Source organism: Planktotalea sp. (genome assembly GCF_050633725.1).
Lineage (GTDB): Bacteria > Pseudomonadota > Alphaproteobacteria > Rhodobacterales > Rhodobacteraceae > Planktotalea.
The window spans coordinates 1-17,788 of sequence record NZ_JBOEHB010000005.1 but is presented as its reverse complement, the minus strand read 5'-3'; the positions used below and the strand labels follow the sequence as shown (position 1 = coordinate 17,788).

Annotated in this window: 19 protein-coding genes; 12 read left to right on the top strand and 7 right to left on the bottom strand. The window is 50.5% G+C overall.

From position 1 onward, the window contains the following. Positions 1-102 precede the first annotated feature (102 nt). From dnaA to mutM, 4 genes are all read right to left on the bottom strand, one after another. Entirely contained in the window at positions 103-1,479 is a 1,377-nt protein-coding gene (gene dnaA / locus ACRBCU_RS06270; RefSeq protein WP_431364523.1) for a chromosomal replication initiator protein DnaA, read from the bottom strand. 529 nt (positions 1,480-2,008) lie between these two features. Further along, a complete protein-coding gene (gene rpsT / locus ACRBCU_RS06265; RefSeq protein WP_431364522.1) occupies positions 2,009-2,272 on the bottom strand; it encodes a 30S ribosomal protein S20 in 264 nt (87 codons plus the stop codon). 97 nt (positions 2,273-2,369) lie between these two features. Then, positions 2,370-3,146: an acryloyl-CoA hydratase gene (locus ACRBCU_RS06260; protein ID WP_431364521.1), complete on the bottom strand. Its 777-nt coding sequence runs from the start codon at positions 3,144-3,146 to the stop codon at positions 2,370-2,372. Positions 3,147-3,210: 64 nt separating this feature from the next. Beyond that, positions 3,211-4,062 (bottom strand): bifunctional DNA-formamidopyrimidine glycosylase/DNA-(apurinic or apyrimidinic site) lyase, encoded by an 852-nt coding sequence (gene mutM, locus ACRBCU_RS06255; RefSeq protein WP_431364520.1) that lies wholly within the window; start codon positions 4,060-4,062, stop codon positions 3,211-3,213. A 96-nt stretch (positions 4,063-4,158) separates the two neighbouring features. Here mutM and ubiE point away from each other — a divergent pair, with 96 nt between their 5' ends. Then, positions 4,159-4,911: a bifunctional demethylmenaquinone methyltransferase/2-methoxy-6-polyprenyl-1,4-benzoquinol methylase UbiE gene (gene ubiE / locus ACRBCU_RS06250; RefSeq protein WP_431364519.1), complete on the top strand. Its 753-nt coding sequence runs from the start codon at positions 4,159-4,161 to the stop codon at positions 4,909-4,911. A 3-nt stretch (positions 4,912-4,914) separates the two neighbouring features. After that, on the top strand, positions 4,915-6,450 hold the full coding sequence (gene ubiB, locus ACRBCU_RS06245; RefSeq protein WP_431364518.1) for a 2-polyprenylphenol 6-hydroxylase: 1,536 nt from the start codon (positions 4,915-4,917) through the stop codon (positions 6,448-6,450). A 2-nt stretch (positions 6,451-6,452) separates the two neighbouring features. On the opposite strand, the gene ACRBCU_RS06240 is transcribed toward ubiB, so the two are convergent. Both ACRBCU_RS06240 and ACRBCU_RS06235 read right to left on the bottom strand, forming a co-directional pair. Then, positions 6,453-7,121, bottom strand: a complete 669-nt coding sequence (locus ACRBCU_RS06240; RefSeq protein ID WP_431364517.1) for a flagellar hook capping FlgD N-terminal domain-containing protein — start codon at positions 7,119-7,121, stop codon at positions 6,453-6,455. A gap of 4 nt (positions 7,122-7,125) precedes the next feature. Beyond that, the gene (locus tag ACRBCU_RS06235; protein ID WP_431364516.1) at positions 7,126-8,793 is read right to left on the bottom strand and encodes a flagellar hook-length control protein FliK; all 1,668 of its coding nucleotides are present in this window, start codon (positions 8,791-8,793) and stop codon (positions 7,126-7,128) included. On the opposite strand from ACRBCU_RS06235, the gene ACRBCU_RS06230 reads away from it, so the two are divergent. The 10 genes from ACRBCU_RS06230 to ACRBCU_RS06185 all read left to right on the top strand — a co-directional run bounded on the left by ACRBCU_RS06230 (position 8,792) and on the right by ACRBCU_RS06185 (position 17,315). After that, positions 8,792-9,178, top strand: coding sequence for a rod-binding protein (locus tag ACRBCU_RS06230; protein WP_431364515.1), 387 nt, complete (start codon positions 8,792-8,794; stop codon positions 9,176-9,178). The genes ACRBCU_RS06235 and ACRBCU_RS06230 overlap by 2 nt on opposite strands. Beyond that, positions 9,175-9,528 (top strand): hypothetical protein, encoded by a 354-nt coding sequence (locus ACRBCU_RS06225; RefSeq protein WP_431364514.1) that lies wholly within the window; start codon positions 9,175-9,177, stop codon positions 9,526-9,528. Before ACRBCU_RS06230 ends, ACRBCU_RS06225 begins: the two co-directional genes overlap by 4 nt. A 206-nt stretch (positions 9,529-9,734) precedes the next feature. Next, positions 9,735-10,949 carry a flagellin gene (locus ACRBCU_RS06220; protein WP_431364513.1) on the top strand — a complete coding sequence of 405 codons (1,215 nt, stop codon included), beginning with the start codon at positions 9,735-9,737 and terminating at the stop codon, positions 10,947-10,949. A gap of 69 nt (positions 10,950-11,018) precedes the next feature. Next, complete coding sequence (locus ACRBCU_RS06215) at positions 11,019-11,375, top strand: flagellar biosynthesis regulator FlaF (RefSeq protein ID WP_431364512.1); 357 nt, start codon at positions 11,019-11,021, stop codon at positions 11,373-11,375. A gap of 2 nt (positions 11,376-11,377) precedes the next feature. Continuing rightward, a complete protein-coding gene (locus ACRBCU_RS06210) occupies positions 11,378-11,782 on the top strand; it encodes a flagellar biosynthesis repressor FlbT (protein WP_431364511.1) in 405 nt (134 codons plus the stop codon). A gap of 9 nt (positions 11,783-11,791) precedes the next feature. Beyond that, positions 11,792-12,580: a DUF1217 domain-containing protein gene (locus tag ACRBCU_RS06205; RefSeq protein ID WP_431364510.1), complete on the top strand. Its 789-nt coding sequence runs from the start codon at positions 11,792-11,794 to the stop codon at positions 12,578-12,580. A gap of 39 nt (positions 12,581-12,619) precedes the next feature. Then, the gene (locus ACRBCU_RS06200) at positions 12,620-13,366 is read left to right on the top strand and encodes a transglycosylase SLT domain-containing protein (protein ID WP_431364509.1); all 747 of its coding nucleotides are present in this window, start codon (positions 12,620-12,622) and stop codon (positions 13,364-13,366) included. A gap of 84 nt (positions 13,367-13,450) precedes the next feature. Further along, on the top strand, positions 13,451-15,478 hold the full coding sequence (flhA, locus tag ACRBCU_RS06195; protein WP_431364604.1) for a flagellar biosynthesis protein FlhA: 2,028 nt from the start codon (positions 13,451-13,453) through the stop codon (positions 15,476-15,478). After that, entirely contained in the window at positions 15,475-16,236 is a 762-nt protein-coding gene (locus ACRBCU_RS06190) for a flagellar biosynthetic protein FliR (RefSeq protein WP_431364508.1), read from the top strand. Before flhA ends, ACRBCU_RS06190 begins: the two co-directional genes overlap by 4 nt. Continuing rightward, the gene (locus ACRBCU_RS06185) at positions 16,236-17,315 is read left to right on the top strand and encodes an EscU/YscU/HrcU family type III secretion system export apparatus switch protein (protein ID WP_431364507.1); all 1,080 of its coding nucleotides are present in this window, start codon (positions 16,236-16,238) and stop codon (positions 17,313-17,315) included. The genes ACRBCU_RS06190 and ACRBCU_RS06185 overlap by 1 nt, the downstream gene beginning before the upstream one ends. A gap of 257 nt (positions 17,316-17,572) precedes the next feature. On the opposite strand, the gene ACRBCU_RS06180 is transcribed toward ACRBCU_RS06185, so the two are convergent. Next, on the bottom strand, positions 17,573-17,788 hold a 216-nt coding region (locus ACRBCU_RS06180), incomplete at its 5' end, for a hypothetical protein (RefSeq protein ID WP_431364506.1).

The window sequence follows — 17,788 nt, the reverse complement described above, 5'->3', positions numbered from 1 at the left end:
CCTGAAAGACATTCTGGAGCGCCAAGTTACCTGAAAAAACGCGCCCCTCAAGCCCTTTTCACGCATTGGCGCGCGTGAAGGGCGTTATGTGTTACGTGCGCCCTATTCTTCGAGCGAGCGACGTAGCATTTCGATGTCTTCTGCGATCTGGCCGTCTTGAATTTTCAGCTCTTCAATACGTTTAACGCCATGCATGACTGTCGTATGATCGCGGCCGCCAAATCGACGCCCGATTTCTGGCAAAGACCGACTGGTCAATTGTTTGCTGAGGTACATAGCGACCTGACGGGGGCGGGCGAAATTGCGTACACGCTTAGGACCGATGAGTTCGGAAAGGCGGATATTGTAATGCTCTGACACTCGGCGCTGAATTTCTTCGATGGTGATCTTGCGCTCAGATGCGCGTAGCACGTCCGACAGGCAATCAACCGTCAAATCCATCGTAATGTCGCGGCCTACGAGTGACGCAAAGGCAAAGAGGCGTGTTAACGCACCTTCAAGAACACGTACGTTGGTGCTTATGCGATGGGCGAGGAATTCCAGAATCCCTTCTTCGATTTGAAGGGTCGGGTATTGCGCACGCTGAACTTCGACTTTCGATTGCAAGATGCCCAAACGCAGTTCGTAATCAGTTGGGTGCAGATCCACAACAAGGCCACATTGCAAACGGGACTTGATACGATCTTCCATATCTTTGATTTCGCCAGGAGCGCGGTCAGCAGAAATGATGATTTGTTTGTTTTGATCGACCAGCGCGTTGAAGGTATGGAAGAACTCTTCTTGCGTGCTGCCCTTGCCGCCAATGAATTGCACGTCATCGACCATAAGTACGTCAACTGCTCGGAAGAGGCTTTTGAAGTCCATCATTTTGCGTTCACGTAGCGCCTGAACAAAGCGGTACATAAACTGCTCGGCGGAGAGATATAGAACTTTCAGGTCCGGGCGCGTTGTTTTCAGCTCATGCGCGATTGCGTGCATCAGGTGGGTTTTGCCAAGGCCAACGCCGCCATACAGAAACAGCGGATTGAACGTTACAGGGCCACCTTCGGCAACACGGCGCGCAGCAGCGTGTGCGAGTTCGTTTGGCTTGCCGACGACAAAGCTGTCAAAGGTGAAGCGGTTATCCAGTGGAGCGCTTGTAAGGGCGTCGGGAATCGTCGCCGATTGCGTTTTTGCAGGGGCTTGGGCTGGCTTGGGCTGCGTGCTTACTTGCGGCTTGCTCACGCTTGAAGGTGCGTTCTTCAAAACCGAGAAATGAACACGTTGGATTTTGTGACCAGCCTGCTGTGCTTGGTATACGATTAGATCGCCGAAGTTTTGCGAGACATAATTGCCAAGAAAATTGGTCGGAACGCTAAAGCTGGCTATGCCATCTTTTGAGCCAACATATGACAACGGGGCGATCCAATTTGTGTAGTTGTTCTTGCCTACCGATGCGCGAAGCAAATCTTGCAGCAGTCCCCAATCGTCGTCCGTCATAGATCTTCTTTCTTACCCACAGTCCCACGCGATTTTTTCGCTCGGAGCAGATTCCGAGCGCTCCGCATCGCTTAGATCTGGCTGAGTGATGCCAAAACCAAGCCAAGATACACGCGGTGTTTCAGTTAGGTCCCTCTAACGTCACAGCATTGTGTTTCTCGTCCTCTAGGCAGGCTGAAACGCACAGTTAACTTGCCATCAAACTCAACAGAAATTTGATGCCGTTAAAGCAGTGATTTTCAAACTATCCCAAGGCGATGTGAATCGCTTGTCCTTGCTAGCAAGTCGCTGTGCAGGGCGGCAACAGATCATTAGCCTTGACTCATTGATTGGCTGAAAAGAATCTCAGAGGGCGGGAGAATTGCAGCAGAAGTCCCACAACCTGACAATTTACATTTTGTGGAGTTGACGGGCGTTGTGGCTCATTGATTGGTAGAATCAATACGGCAGCGTACAAACGACGAAAGCGCCGACCCTATACAGGCGGCGCTTAGCATCAAATCTATAGAGTTTAGCTAAAAAGCTAGACTTAGCCGATCGCTTTAACGCGAGCGGAAAGGCGGGACATCTTCCGCGCCACTGTGTTCTTGTGGAAAACACCTTTGGTCACGCCACGCATCATTTCAGGCTGAGCTGCGCGCAGAGCAGCAGTTGCCGCTTCTTTGTCACCGGATGTAATCGCCTCTTCTACTTTACGTAGGAAAGTACGGATGCGCGAACGGCGCGCTTTGTTTACTTGAAAGCGTGCTTCGTTTTGACGGGCGCGCTTTTTTGCTTGAGGCGTATTGGCCATAATTCATCGTCCCGCTATTTGGGCTGCATTCTAATCTCGAAGCCGCGTCTTAGGGCCGACTCGCGTCCCTGTCAACAGGCCCCAAGGGCATGGGGGTCTATTTGTCTCGGAATTGTGCTTGGCGCTTTTCAAGAAACGCTGCCATTCCTTCTTTTTGATCTTCTGTCGCAAAGAGCGAGTGGAACAAACGACGCTCAAAGAGAATCCCTTCGCTCAAGGTCGTTTCATAGCTACGGTTAACAGCTTCTTTGACGGCCATAGAAGTCAGAACAGACTTTTCAGCAATCTTCTGAGCAGCGCTAAGCGCCTCTTCTTTCAGCTTTTTCGCGGGAACGACCCGGCTTACGAGGCCGCTTCGTTCTGCTTCTTCCGCATCCATGAACCGGCCCGTCAGGTGCATGTCCATGGATTTGGATTTGCCGACGAAACGTGTCAGGCGCTGTGTGCCGCCGATTCCTGCGACAACGCCGAGATTGATTTCGGGCTGGCCAAATTTGGCCGTATCAGATGCAATGATGAAATCGCACATCATCGCCAGTTCACAACCGCCACCCAGGGCATAGCCAGAAACAGCCGCAATAATAGGCTTGCGAGTCGCGCTAACGGCATCGCCTTCATCAGCAAAGAAGTTGGACAAGAACATTTCAACAAAGGTCTTCTCAGACATTTCTTTGATATCTGCGCCTGCTGCAAATGCCTTGTCAGACCCAGTCAACACAATGCAACGCACTTTGTCGTTCTTGTCTGCATCCTGAAGAGCAACGCTGAGTTCTCCCAATACTTGAGAGTTGAGAGCATTCATCGCTTCAGGGCGATTTATGCGAATAAGGGCGACGTGATCTTCGATGTCGACGATCAGCGTTTCATAGGCCATGTGCGATGCTCTTTGTTGTTGCGCTCAGACCTGTTTGCTTACCACGTGCACAAACCGTTTCAAGTTATCTTTGACACTTCGCGCAATAGAAGGTCGATCGTCCCGATTGCACTGCACGTTTGATGAGGCCAGTGCACTCTTGGGTGCGGCAGGCGTCGCCCTCGCGTCCGTAGACATCAAAGCTATGCTGGAAATACCCCAAGTCACCGTCTGCTTGTCGGAAGTCTTTGAGCGATGAGCCTCCTGCTTCGATCGCATCGCTCAAGACCTGCCTGATAATGGGAACAAGGGCCGCTCTGCGCGGTTTCGATAGTTGCGCAGCTGTTCTCAAGGGCGAGATACCAGCGCGGTAAAGCGTTTCACAGACATAGATATTTCCGAGGCCAGCCACGATCTTCTGATCGAGAAGCGCTGTCTTTATCGGGCTTTTCTTAGTGGCTAACGCCTCAACCAGATAGGCTTCATCAAATAGATTTCCGAGCGGCTCTGGCCCGATATCTCGTAGTAACTTGTGTTGATCCGCTGTTTTTGTGTCCAAAATATCCATTGCACCAAATCGGCGTGGATCGTTGAAGGTCACACGCGCACCTGATTCCATGTGAAAGACCACGTGATCGTGCTTTTCGGGCTTCGGGTGATCGTGAACAAACGCACCAAGCTTGGCACCAGAAATTAGCATGCGTCCAGACATGCCGAGATGAATCAAAAGCGATTCGCCTGTTTCGAGGTCTGCGAGAATGTATTTGGATCGCCGACGCAGTCGTTCAACCCGCACATTCGTTAGCCTTTCGCCCATGTTTTCAGGGAAGGGCCAGCGCAGATTTGGGCGGTTTACGTCAGTCTTTGCTATGCGTACGCCTTCCATGACAGGCGCAAGGCCGCGACGAACTGTTTCCACCTCCGGCAGTTCAGGCATGTTTTGTCCCTTCAAGCTATGCGGTCCAATTGGGCGCATTGTAACGAGTGCGCGGCGCTTTATAAGAAGGGGCAAATAAAAGGACGGCAAGGCCTCATGAGCGATCAGATCCAAGATACCACCCATTTCGGTTTTGAAACGGTGCCCGAATCCGAGAAGGCTGGGCGCGTCCAAGGCGTATTCAACTCGGTCGCGTCCAAATATGATATCATGAATGATGTCATGTCGATGGGCATTCACCGCATTTGGAAAGAAGCAATGATGGATTGGCTCGCGCCGCGAGCAGGCCAACAATTGTTGGATGTTGCTGGTGGGACGGGCGATATTTCGTTCAAGTTTCTAGGCCGTGCTGGACAAGGCCATGCAACCGTTTTGGATCTAACCGAGCCAATGTTGATTGAGGGTCGGAAGCGCGCCGAAGCTGGAAAAATGGCCGGTTCTCTGGATTGGGTGGTTGGTGATGCGATGGCACTGCCATTTGAGGACAACAGTTTTGACGTTTATACGATCAGTTTTGGCATTCGAAACGTAACTCGGCCACAAGAAGCTTTGAACGAAGCCTTTCGGGTTCTGCGCCCTGGTGGTCGGTTGATGGTTCTAGAGTTTTCCCAGATCCCTAACCCAGCAATGCAATGGGCGTATGATCGGTATTCCTTCAACGTGATTCCACCGATGGGCAAACTGATCGCTAATGATGCAGACAGTTATCAGTACTTGGTCGAATCAATTCGCAAGTTTCCGGATCAGGATACGTTTCTTGAAATGGTGCGTTCCGCGGGTTTTGAAAATGCAAAGTATCGCAACCTAACAATGGGTATCGCCGCTTTGCATTCTGGTTGGAAAATCTAAGACATGCGCGGTCCGCACAATATTTGGCGTCTTATAGTGACAGGCGCAACGCTGGAACGTACTGGCGCAATGGGCATCGTACTTGATGCGATGGAAGCCCCTCGTTCTTTGCGCATTGCTGCGCGAACTTTGGGGTGGCCCTTCAAATGGCTCGGTTACAAGGGCGATGTGAACATGCCGCCTGCGCCGCGCGCCTTAACTGCGCTGGGGCCTGCTTATATCAAATTGGGCCAAGTTCTGTCCACGCGGCCTGATGTGATTGGGGAAGAACTGGCCGCGCAGATGCGGGTTTTGCAAGACAAGTTGCCGCCCTTCCCGATTGAAGTTGCTAAAGCGACTGTTGCGCAGGAACTTGGCCGATCTGCTGATGAGGTATTCACTGAATTTAGCGAACCGGTTGCAGCGGCTTCTATCGCACAGGTGCATCAGGCAACAATCGCCAGCACAGGCGAGGTTGTCGCTGTCAAAGTGTTGCGCCCAGGCATAGAAAAAGCGTTCCAGAAAGACATCGACGCGTTCTATTTCGGCGCGCAGATGGTCGAGATGTTATCGCCTAGTTCGCGCCGCTTGCGCCCAATGGACGTGATCACCCACTTTGAAGGTGTGGTCCTGGGCGAGTTGGATTTGCGCCTCGAGAGCGCTGCGGCGTCGGAATTTGCATCTAATACCAGTGAGGATGCCGGGTTTTCGCTACCTGCAATCAAGTGGGACCTATCTGCTCGGCGCGTGATGACGCTTGGTTGGGCCGACGGCGTTGCTTTGGGCGACAATGACGCAATTGATTCGGCAGGTCATGATCGCACTAAACTTGCGGCGCGTGTGCTGGAGCTGTTTTTGCAACATGCCCTGCGAGATGGGTATTTTCATGCGGACATGCATCAAGGCAATCTAAAGGTCGCGCCTAACGGCGATATTATCGCCTACGATTTTGGGATCATGGGGCACATCGACGAATACACGCGCCGTGTTTACGCTGAGATACTCTTTGGCTTTATTCGCCGTGATTATAAACGTGTTGCCGAAGTGCATTTTGAAGCGGGATATGTCCCAGCAAATCAAGATGTAGAAGAATTCGCGCGCGCGCTGCGCGCTGTGGGCGAGCCAATCTTTGGAATGGACGCGACCCGTATCTCTATGGGGAGCTTGCTCAGCTATCTCTTTGATGTGACCGAACGGTTCGGGATGGAAACGCGAACCGAATTGATTCTTTTGCAACGCACAATGGTTGTTGTTGAAGGCGTCGCGCGCTCTCTAGACCCGCATATGAATATCTGGCAGGTCGCTCAACCCGTTGTTGAGGATTACATCAAAGGCAGCATCGGCCCCGTTGCGGTTGGTCGTGATCTTGCGAAAACAGCCAAGGTTCTTGCGCGGTTTGGACCAAGATTGCCAGGGCTGGTTGAAGCTGCATTGATTCGGCAATCCCAAGAAGCTCCAACGCATTCGCCAAGTAAAACGCGCAGTCGAAGCCTGTGGTTTCTCTCAGGTGCAACAGCTGGTGTTGTTCTTTTTGTTCTGATCGAATCGCTTTGGTTCTAACCTTAGTCTGGGCTTCTTAGGCCGGATACTTCGCTGGGGGTGATAAGAATATCGCCATCCAGCAACAGTAGCGTTTCGCCGTTTTCAATGATTGCTTCGCGCACGCGGTTATAAGCGGATACGGGATCGCTTGAACGCACGGCACCGTCTTTGAAAGCTTCGACACTGAATTGATAGATGCCGCTTTGTGCTTTTGAGCCATCTGCCATAACGCCGTCCCAAGTAAATTCCGCGCCTTCCAATGGTATATCTAAGCGCGTTGCGATTTCGCCTAGCCCATCGCGTACGACCAAAACGCGTCGGTCGGCATCTTCATATTCGGGCACCGCCAATTCTACAGGATCACCATCATAGTGGGCGGCGACGCCAGCGCGAACATCCATACCGACCCATTGCCCTAGCGCGCCAATGCCGCCGCCTGACATGCTCGCCGTCAGAGATGTAAGGAGATCATTTGTTAAAACCTGCTGTTCAACAGACGAGAAAGTCGCAAGCTGAACCGCATAGTCTGCCGAATCAACAGGGTTCAAAGGGTCTTGGTTTTCCATTTGAACCGTCAGCATTTTCAGGAATGTTTCAAAGTCACTGCTGAGTGCAGAGGTGTTTTGGTCAGTTGTCGTTTGGCCCGAGTAAAGTGGTTGGGTTTGGGTGCTGGTATTGATTGTGGTCATTAGACTAAATCCTAATATCTAAGCCGCTTGAAGGTTCAGTAAGCATAACCTTAAGGACCGTTTCTTGCGTCGCATGTTTGGGTTGCTCAGTGGGAGTGTTAGATTTTTCTGAGGCCTTTGCAGATTGATCCTGACCTTGATTCTCGAAGGCGAAATTCAAATTCTCAAAACCCATGGCTCGAAACTGTTCTTGCAACTGTTCGATTTGGCGCCGGATTAAGTCCTGGGTATCAGCGCGATCTGCCGAGAAGGTAAAAACTGATCCCTGATTTGTTTGTTCCAGCTTAATAGACAAGCGCCCAAGGTCGTCGGGCGACAGCGCGACGTCAACCTGACCACCAGTGTCACGAAGATGAACCACGGCGTCTGTAATGGCATGCGCATTCGCTGTCTGAAATGCACGATGCGTGGTAAATGTCGGGGTGTTCTGAATGGAGTGGATTGGCGGCTGAAACAGTGCCGAACTCGTTGGATCAGTCTTGATAAACGGGGCCGATATTTGTGAGTCGTTGCTTGTTTCTAGCTTTTCGAGTCGGTTCAAAACCCCGTTGTTCAAGAATGAGGATTGGGTGTTAAGCTCAACATTTTCACTTGTTTTGACTGCCGTTGGGTGGTCGAAACTCGGTTCAAAATGAGATGTAGCTGTCGTTGCGGGTTTGGGGCGATTCTCATTAGAAAAAGGCTCCAACGCCATCTTTTGGTATGCTCCAAATCTGCCAATTTGAGTTCCATTGGCTTCAGGTTTGCTCAGGTTCTTGCTGCTGAGTTGCGTGAAGCTAAATGTCTCGATACTTTTTTCTTCGCTCAAGCGCTCATTTGAAAAGCCTAGCTTTGTCGTCGGATTTGACGTGTCTTCAAAACCTTTTGTATGGACGGCTTTGGGGTCTTGATTTAGCTTTTCCGGCTGCAATTCTAAATTCTCGGCGACATCGACGATCGACCTACTTTCTGAAGAATAGAGCCTACCTGTGGGTGCGAGCACATCTTCAATCTTTGCAGAATTAAGGTCGGCAGTCTTTTCCGCTTCGGACAATGTGTTTGCTTGAATGGAGGTGAAAGGCATATCCGAGCCTTTGTGGGCTAGAGCTCTTGCTTGAACATTTTCAGCAGGGAATTGCTCTCGGCCGAGTCGAATGCCTTCCTTTTGCGCGTTCGGTTCTGCTGCTTGCGCCTGTTCCACTCGAGAAAAATCCAAGGCTACTAACTGAGGCTGTAACTCTTGATGGAGTGTTGCGGGAATCGTTTCTTTCTTTGCTGTCGAACCGCTTAGTTCGATTGCCTCTCTATTCGAATGCGGGGGCGCTGGCGCGATTACAAAATGTTGATCTTTTGGCTGGGCAATTAGCGTTTGAGAGGAAACGGTGGCTGTAATGTTAAGGTTCAGGTCTTCCCGTTCCAACTTGGCATTCGGACCGGGGTGAAATGGCATGGCAACTTCTTCAGGCATTTCAAGCAACGTTGCCTCTTGAACAGGCTCGTCTTCAGTAAACGAAGGTTCTGAAGGCGGAACTGGATCGCTATCAATTTCTCCCCTCAGACGCTCTAAAACATGTGAGAAATCGCGGGTGGTTTGGCTCGATAGGTCTTCGCCGATCAACAAAAGGCCTTTCGTCAAGGCATCGCCACTCGGGCGGTTTTCTACAATTGTAGGCAGGTCTGACAGAATATTCATGGCAACTCCAAAAGTGGATGCCCTGCTTTTACTCGGCAGCAGTTACCAGTTGTTTACCGCAATCCTCTATTTCTGGAAAAATCGAATGAAAAGAGAGCGAATTGTTATGATTTTTCCAACTGGAACGGAGACCGCTGCAACAGATTCGTATGCCGTGCGTCCGACTAAGACCTTCAATACCGCACAGAAACTTGAGGCCGCGTTCTTGGCTGAGATGCTGAAAGCCGCAGGCGTAGGAGAGACGCCGGACGCGTTTGGAGGTGGAACGGGTGAGGATCAATTTGCTTCATTTTTGCGCGAAGCTCAGGCGCGAGAAATGGTGCAAGCAGGTGGTCTAGGGTTGGCCGCACACTTTGAGCAAGCTCTTCAAAGTGCGAAGCGATGAAGGAGCTTTCGGTTCTAGTCGCAAAGTTGGAGCGTCACTTGGAGAGCGAATACCGAGGGCTTTTGAAGGGCGATATTAATATGATTGAGCGGATGGGGGTCGAGAAAATTGAAATGCTTGAAGAAATCGGCTCGACTTCATTGCGAAACATCGAAAAATTTTATCCTCTTCGTAGCAAGTTGGCCCGTAACCAAATGCTCTCCTATAGTGCAATCGAAGGGATGCGCGCTGCCATCACTCGCGCGAAAGATATAAATGACGTTTCCTGCAATTTACGTACTTATGAGCCGAGCGGCAAAAAGAGCATGGTGGCAGTTAAGTCTGAGAGATCATTGTTCAAGCGGAGTTGAAAATTCGACTTAAAACGCTTGGAATTGGCGGTGAGTGTTTAGGCTTCCGTTAGGTTTCGTCTGCCAAAAGGTCGATGCGCTTGGTTATCCAAGTGGCGCAAGGATTGCTCAAAGCAAGGCTTGCATCGTCAGTACGACCTTTTGGCCGCCCTTCAGGGCGGAGAACAAGAATTGGCGCAAAGCGCCGAAGCCTAAAGGATAAATGAATGTCTAGTATTCTGACAAACAACAGCGCCATGGTTGCGTTGCAAACTCTCAAATCGATCAACTCTGGCCTTGCCAAGACACAAAGCGAAATTTCTACAGGCAAATCGATTGCATCGTCAGCCGACAACTCGGCAGTCTGGGCGATTTCACGCGTCATGGAATCTGATGTGAAAGGTTTCAACGCGATTTCTGACAGCTTGTCGCTCGGAAAATCGACAGTTGCTGTCGCGCGCCAAGCTGCGGAAACTGTCACGGAACTGCTTACTGAAATGAAAGGTAAAATTGTTGCTGCGCAGGAAGATAACGTCGATCGCACCAAGATCAACGAAGATGTGTCCGCGCTAAGTGAGCAAATCGAATCCGTTGTTGCGGCGGCTCAGTTCAATGGTCTGAACCTTGTTGATGGTGTGTCCGGCAACGTGGATATCCTGTCTTCGCTCGATCGCGATTCGACAGGAGCAGTGAGCGCTTCAACCATTCAGGTAACAGGCCAAGATCTGGCTGTTGGCGGATATAGTGCGAACGACATCTTTGGGTCCTCTGGCGGTGCGCCTTCTACGAACGGCGATACAGTCGCGCTGTCGCTTGATAATACAGGTGGCACCGACACGATCGTGATCGACGATACTGCCCAAGACAACTTTGCTGAAGGTGATCGGGTCACAATCAGAATTGGTGATCAAACCGCGTCCTATACTGTAACTGCTGACGATGCTGTAGCGACTTCGAGATCTGATATGGTTGCGGTCGGGTTGAAGAACGCGATTGACGCCTTGGGTATCGAAGATCTGGTTGTCGATTATGATAGCGGTAGCCCAGGAACGCTAGATTTCACGAACAATTCGGGTACTGACATGGCTGTCACTGGCCAATTTCAGAATGCTGGATCTGGGGGACTGGGCGCGTTAGATAGTATCGACGTTTCGACAGCCCTTGGTGCGGATAGTGCGCTTGGCACAATCGAGACGCTTATCGATACAGCTATTGATGCAGCGTCTTCTTTGGGTTCTGTCGAAGGCCGTATCACGACGCAAAGTGATTTTGTCTCCAAGCTGACAGATTCTTTGCGCGCGGGCATCGGCTCTTTGGTAGATGCAGATATGGAAGAAGCCTCTGCCAAACTTCAGGCTCTACAAGTTCAACAACAGCTTGGTGTGCAGTCCTTGTCTATAGCGAACCAATCGCCTCAGAGTTTGTTGTCGCTCTTCCGTTAATCAACCAAATGAGAGCGCCGCAAGAGGCGCTCTCGCACTCTAATGTTTGATTTCTCAGGGAGAAGATTGATGACCAGCGCGCTTACGGCAGCTCGGCGATACTCGTCACTTGGCGAACACACCCGAAATGCAAAGGATCTCGAATATGACCTGATCTTGGGAGTGACTCGTGAACTCTCAAAACAGGACAGTGACTTTCCAAGTCGTGTCAAAATTTTGAACAAAAATGAGCGGTTGTGGATCGGCATAGCGACGCAGGTGGCGGACCAAAACAACCAGCTTGAGCCTGCATTGCGCGCGCGTTTGTTCTATATGGCCGAATTCGTGATCCAACAAACGGGCAAAATTCTAAGCGGAGAGGCAGGGTCAGAAACCCTTGTCGAAATGAACGTTGCTGTTCTTCGCGGACTAAAAGGAAAGGGCTAACTATGTCAGGGTTGGTGATAAAGCTAAGTCCAAAGGAACGGGTTCTGATAAACGGAGCCGTCCTAGAAAATGGCAATCGTCGTTCAAGGTTCTCGATTGTGACACCAAGTGCAAATGTGTTGCGATTGAAAGATGCAATTCATCCAGATGCGGTCACGACTCCAATAACACGAGTCTGCTATCAGCTGCAGTTGATCTTGGCAGGAAGCACGGATCCTTCATCTTTGAGGCCACAAATTTTAGGTCAAATTTCCGAGCTGTCGAAGATTCTGAGCGATCAAGGTTGCCAAGAGCAATTGGCGCTAGCACAAGTTTCGATAGGGCAAGGCAAGTTTTACAATGCGCTAAAGGCACTTAAACAACTGATGCCGATTGAAAGAGAACTTCTTTCACGGCGAATCTGCTGAGGTGTTGAAATGACATTTCAACCATTTGTACTTGGAACGGGGCTTGTTGCTTGGCGTAATTTGCAACGCACCTTGCCTACCCAACTTGATGCCTTTGCAGAGAGTTCAGAACAAAAGCGGCTGGTGGATCACTTTGAGCAGTCAGCGCCCTCACTGAAATCAGCGGAAAGCGTGGTGGCAGATCGTCAAGTGTTGACCGTCGCTCTTGGTGCTTATGGGCTTCAAGATGATCTAGAGAATAGGTACTTTATCAAGCGCGTTTTGTCAGAGGGGACCAGCGATTCCGATGCTTTGGCTAACCGGATGACGGATAGCCGATATAAGCGGTTGGCCTCAGATTTTGCGATGGATGGTCTTAGTTCACTTGTGGGCGTATTGCCAAGTACTGCTGAGAATATAACGAACCAATTCACCGAACAGGCCTTTGCTGTCGCAGTTGGCAACGTCGATGAAAACTTGCGTCTTGCACTTAACGCGCAAACAGAATTTGAGCGTCTAGGAGCGCTTGATGTCAGTAATGATGCGAAATGGTATCTGATTATGAGCAGCGCGCCGCTTCGATCTGTCGTAGAATCGGCTCTGGGCCTACCTAGCTCGTTTGGTCAGTTAGATATTGAAAAGCAGCTTGAGGTCTTTCAGGAGAAATCGCTCTCGAATTTTGGAACAGATCAAGTTGATGATCTGGCTCAGACAGATACCCGTTCGGATTTGATTGATCGGTTTTTGTTGATGGAGCAAATTTCGCAAGGTCAAACGTTCTCGCCTCAGAATATTGCGTTGCAGCTATTATCTACGTGAACATGGTTACCAATTGTAAAGCTCTGATCCGTACATTCATTGCAATCGCAAAAAATGTGTGGATCCATGGGAACCGTATTACCTTTCAGCCGACATCTTCTTGATGGCTCTAGAAATTTTGCTAAGCAAACGTCTCGTTGGACTTTGGTAATTTTGACTGGCCTGTTGGCTATTCCAAATTGGGCAAAGGCATCGTCAGAAGCTAACGATTCTTGCGCTCGTGCAGCACAATTTGCCGCGCATGAGATTGGAGTTCCCAACACTGTTATGCTTGCGATCGCAAAGACTGAAACGGGCCGCGAAGTGGATGGGGTGATTCAACCTTGGCCTTGGGCGATAAATGTTGCTGGAAAAGGGAGCTGGCTGGCCACTGAAGCAGATCTATTGGAGCAAGCGCTCAGCCTGATTTCAAAAGGCGAAAGACGCTTCGACGTTGGTTGCTTTCAGTTGAATTATCATTGGCATAGCGAGGGCTTCGATAGCCTAGATGAAATGATTTCACCGCGCGGCAATGCACTCTATGCAGCTAAGTTTCTGAAATCACTATATTCTGAATTTGGCGACTGGAGTGATGCCGCAGGAGCGTATCATTCGCGAACTGCAACCTTAGCGAAATCATACAAAACCAAATTCTTGCGACATTATCAGGAACCTTCTGAACCTGAGAAGGTCGCGTTGAGTGCTCAAGCGTCAACGCGAAAACCTCGCGAAAACCACTACCCGCTATTGGTCGCGAAACCAGCGACCTCAAGACTAGGTTCGCTGGTTCCCGGCGTTTCTCAATAATGGGAAGCCTGTCACTTACCTAAAAAGGAAATTGCCTTGGCTAAACTGGGACTTAATCCAACAATACTACTTGCGTTGGCTTTGATGGCGGTCATCGTAATGATGATCTTGCCAATGCCGGCGTTTGTTCTGGATATGGGTCTCGCTGTTTCGTTCGGGCTCGCGATCCTTATTTTTACGATAACCTTGTTCGTCGAACGTCCTTTGGATTTTTCATCGTTTCCGACCATTTTGCTTGCATCTTTGATGTTGCGTTTGTCGCTTAATATTTCGTCGACAAAACTCATCATTGGCGAGGGTCACACAGGGACTGGTGCGGCAGGGGGCGTTATTGAAGGCTTTGCAAGTTTTGTCATGGGGGGGAGCGTGTTTCTTGGCTTGGTGGTGTTTGGGGTTCTGCTGATTGTCAACTTTATGGTGATTACAAAAGGCGCGACGCGAATGGCCGAGGTAGGTGCCCGCTTTGCGCTGGATGGCATGCCAGGAAAACAGTTGGCGATTGATAGTGATATGTCCGCTGGCGCGATTGATCACAACGAAGCCAAAGCGCGGCGAGAAAGAGATCAATTAGAGACAACTTTTTTCGGCTCCCTCGACGGCGCGTCAAAGTTTGTGAAGGGAGACGCGATTGCGGGGCTCCTGATAACGCTTCTTAATTTTGTTATGGGCTTGATCATGGGCAGCGTTGTTCATGGTATGCCTTTGGGGCAAGCATTTGAAACTTACGCCATCTTAACGGTTGGCGATGGTTTGGTGTCGCAAATTCCCGCAGTTATCATCTCAATCTCTGCTGCGCTATTGTTGGCACGCGGCGGGGCAATTGGTGCAACAGACATTACGCTTTTCGCTCAGCTTGGTCGACATCCAGCAGCCTTGCTGACAGTCGGCTTGCTCATGATTGCGTTTGCTTTGGTTCCGGGGTTGCCCATTTTGCCATTCTTGATTGGCGGCGGCGTCCTGATTTTTGCCGCTTGGTCCATGCGGAAACGACAAGAGATGATTTCTAAGACGGCAACCGCTCTCGAGAGTGAGACAGAGCCGTCGGAAGCTGAGGAAACTATGGCTGACATTTTGGATTTGGATGACATCCATGTCCAATTTGCACCGAACCTAGTGGATATGGTCCTCGACCCAGGAACAGGTCTCGATGCGCGTATTAGAAATATGCGCACACATGTCGCCCAGGAATTCGGGCTGGTGATGCCTGAAATTCGACTGACAGATGATCCTTCACTCGCATCTGGAACGTATCGAATAAACATCCACGGGGTCGAACAGGCGTCTGGCACATTGGAACCCAATCGCTTGTTGGCTCTGGTGGATGATGCGGATCCGGGGAAAATCGAAGGTTCTATTGAAGAGCCTGTCTATGGCGCGCCGGCACTTTGGATAGATAACGCTGAAAAAGAGACGGCGTCACTTGCAGGCCAAACGGTCGTATCGCCGTGCGAAGTTCTCGCGACCCATCTTTTGGAGTGCGTTCGCACGAACCTAGGCAGGCTTTTAACCTTTAAGGCTTTGCAACGTCTTTTGGATGAGCTGGTTAATCTAAGCGATCCGCGCCGCACGGCCGCTAATCGGCGGTTACTAGATGAACTTATTCCGGATAAAGTTCCCTTGGATTTATTGCACTCGGTCCTTCGTTTGTTGCTTGTTGAGCAGGTGTCGATCCGAAATCTTCCAATCATTATCGAGACTATTGGAAAAGCGAGGCCGATCCATAGCAGCCCCGAAGCGACCTGTGAGTTTGTGCGCCAAGCGTTGGGCTTCCAACTGATCGCGAATTTAAAGAGGAAAGACGGGACGATACCCCTGATCCAACTCGCTCCTGAGTGGGAACAGACGTTCAACACCTACCAATTAGATGCAGAACAAGGGGTCGCTAATGTCGCGCTCCCACCAGATCTTTTCAGCAAGCTCGTTGCATCGGTTGCCGAGCAGGTATCAGAACAATCGGAGCGGGGCGTTCAGTCTGCCATCGTAACATCCACCCAGCGCCGAAGATTCTTGCGTACTATTATCGCTGCGCGAGGCATTACCGCGCCCGTGCTTTCATTTGAAGAGATCGGGACGGATGCAGCACCCGCGATTGTCGGAGTTGCCGCCGCGTGAATTGGGTTGTGCCGATCTATAGCGAACCACTTATCTTGGGCTACATGTTAGTTCTATTTCGTGTGGCAGCATTGGTTTCTTTGCTGCCCGCGCTGGGCGAGGTTTCAATCCCCACACGCGTAAAGCTCGCGGTCGCAATCTGTTTGACCCTAATCGTGTTCCCTTTGGTTCCCCCAGTTGCTGCCCAAGATTTGAATGACAGTACCGTGTTCGTACTCGTGATTTCAGAAATTGGCATTGGTCTTTGGTTCGGGCTGATGTTGCGCGTTTTTGTCTTCAGCTTGCAGACGGCGGGTTCAATCGCAGCTCAATCTACTTCGCTCTCTCAGATACTGGGAACCGCTGGGGTCGAACCTTTGCCTGCTATGGGGCACATAATGACAATGGCGGGGTTAGCCCTGGCTTTGGCTTTAGGACTGCATGTGAGCGCAGCCAAGTATCTCATCGGATCATATGAAATGTTCCCCCTTGGCGCGTTGCCCGAAGCCTCTGACCTTGTAGACGCTGGGGTCACGCAAATCGCTTGGGGGTTTCGCTTTGCGTTTACGCTTGCCGCTCCGTTTTTCATCCTCTCTATGCTCTATAATTTGACTTTGGGCGTAATTAACCGTGCGATGCCGCAGCTGATGGTCGCCTTTGTCGGCGCTCCGGTGATCACGGCAGGCGCACTTATATTATTAACTGTATCCCTGCCTTTGATCTTAAGTAGCTGGGCGACCGCACTCTTCAGCTTTATCGCGACGGGAGACCTGCAGTAGTGTCGGGCCAAGATGACAGCGCCGAAAAAAGCCATGAACCAACGCAGAAAAAGCTGGATGATGCGCGAAAGAAGGGCGAGGTCGCTCGATCCAACGATCTGAATGTTGCGCTTTCCTACTTTGGTGTCTGGATATTTGTGGGCACTTTCGCTGCAACGCAATCGAATGATCTCGCGGCTAGTCTCCAGATGGCATTGAATACAGCGTTTGCCATGGATTCTCCTCTGAACTTTAGCGCGGGCTACTTTGCACCGTTCTTATTGGATGCTGGCCGTTTCGTGGCAATGTTTGCGGCATTGCCTGCGAGCTTGATCGTGCTGGCGTTGATCGGGCAGAAAGCCTTGTTGTTCACACCTAGTAAACTGCAGCCCAAGCTCTCACGGATTTCGATCCTAAAGAATGCCAAGAACAAATTTGGTCGTAGTGGGTTGTTTGAGTTCGCCAAGAGTTTTGTGAAACTGATGGTCTATTCAATGTGTTTGGCGATTTTCTTGCGCGCGAATCTCGATGTCATCGTCGGATCACCCGCCGGTAGTGATCGTAATGCACTTCTTGTATTGTTTGATCTGTTGAAATCCTTCCTAGGCTTAGCCGTTTTGATTGCCTTGATCATCGCTGCGATCGACTTTGGATGGCAGGTCTATGAACACCAACGCAAAAATCGAATGTCACATAAAGAACTGCGTGACGAGATGAAGGATAGCGAAGGCGACCCGCATCTCAAACAAGCCCGCCGAGGTCGTGCTCAAGAGGTTGCGATGAACCAGATGATGTCTGATGTTCCTTTCGCTGAAGTCGTTATCGTAAATCCGACCCACTATGCTGTGGCACTAAAATGGGAAGGCGCGCGCGACGCTGCGCCTATCTGCGTGGCTAAGGGTGTCGATGAAATTGCATTACGGATTCGCGCTATCGCTGAAGACGCGCAGGTTCCGATACATTCTGATCCGCCAACGGCGCGGGCGCTGTTTGCGGTCGTTGAGATCGGAAGCGAAATCAAACCTGAGCATTACGCTGCCGTAGCCATCGCAATCAGATTTGCGGAAACCTTGCGACGAGGAAAGGGACTGGAACGGTGATTTCAAAGTGGCACTCGCTCGCGACACTCGCGAATCTCAAATATGAGCAAGAGTTAAAGAAGACAGCAGAGTTACGCACAAACTTGGAAAGCTTGGCTGAGCGCCGCCAGAGTTTGAACAAGATGAACGAGCAAGCCCTTTGTGACTTTTCTCAACCGCATCCGGCTCATTGGCATGATGGTGATTTTCTTTGGCAAACTTGGGTGGGCCGAAACGTGCGTGCCCTAGGCATGGAAGAGGCAAAGGCGCGTGCCTTGTTAGAGATTCATATGCCGGAAATGCGAAAAGCCTTTGGTCGGAAAAGTGTAACAGAGGCGCTCGTTCGAAAAGAGACTCAGTAAAACACTGGATATGGCTGAGTCTTGGGGCTGTGCATACCAAATGTAGAATTCAGCCTTGTGTTGGATGCGCGTGGATGGACCTTCAAAGCTTTGCCCTCCCTCCAACTCATTGATTTTGTTGATTTTTTGAGA

Coding starts and splice junctions, on each gene's coding strand:
- ACRBCU_RS06260 (WP_431364521.1), bottom strand. CDS start 3,146: ATGGCCTATGAAACGCTGATCGTCGACATCGAAGATCACGTCGCCCTT.
- ACRBCU_RS06240 (WP_431364517.1), bottom strand. CDS start 7,121: ATGACCACAATCAATACCAGCACCCAAACCCAACCACTTTACTCGGGC.
- ACRBCU_RS06215 (WP_431364512.1), top strand. CDS start 11,019: ATGACCAGCGCGCTTACGGCAGCTCGGCGATACTCGTCACTTGGCGAA.
- ACRBCU_RS06235 (WP_431364516.1), bottom strand. CDS start 8,793: ATGAATATTCTGTCAGACCTGCCTACAATTGTAGAAAACCGCCCGAGT.
- ACRBCU_RS06220 (WP_431364513.1), top strand. CDS start 9,735: ATGTCTAGTATTCTGACAAACAACAGCGCCATGGTTGCGTTGCAAACT.
- ACRBCU_RS06205 (WP_431364510.1), top strand. CDS start 11,792: ATGACATTTCAACCATTTGTACTTGGAACGGGGCTTGTTGCTTGGCGT.
- ubiE (WP_431364519.1), top strand. CDS start 4,159: ATGAGCGATCAGATCCAAGATACCACCCATTTCGGTTTTGAAACGGTG.
- ubiB (WP_431364518.1), top strand. CDS start 4,915: ATGCGCGGTCCGCACAATATTTGGCGTCTTATAGTGACAGGCGCAACG.
- flhA (WP_431364604.1), top strand. CDS start 13,451: ATGGCGGTCATCGTAATGATGATCTTGCCAATGCCGGCGTTTGTTCTG.
- rpsT (WP_431364522.1), bottom strand. CDS start 2,272: ATGGCCAATACGCCTCAAGCAAAAAAGCGCGCCCGTCAAAACGAAGCA.
- ACRBCU_RS06225 (WP_431364514.1), top strand. CDS start 9,175: ATGAAGGAGCTTTCGGTTCTAGTCGCAAAGTTGGAGCGTCACTTGGAG.
- ACRBCU_RS06210 (WP_431364511.1), top strand. CDS start 11,378: ATGTCAGGGTTGGTGATAAAGCTAAGTCCAAAGGAACGGGTTCTGATA.
- dnaA (WP_431364523.1), bottom strand. CDS start 1,479: ATGACGGACGACGATTGGGGACTGCTGCAAGATTTGCTTCGCGCATCG.
- ACRBCU_RS06230 (WP_431364515.1), top strand. CDS start 8,792: ATGGCAACTCCAAAAGTGGATGCCCTGCTTTTACTCGGCAGCAGTTAC.
- mutM (WP_431364520.1), bottom strand. CDS start 4,062: ATGCCTGAACTGCCGGAGGTGGAAACAGTTCGTCGCGGCCTTGCGCCT.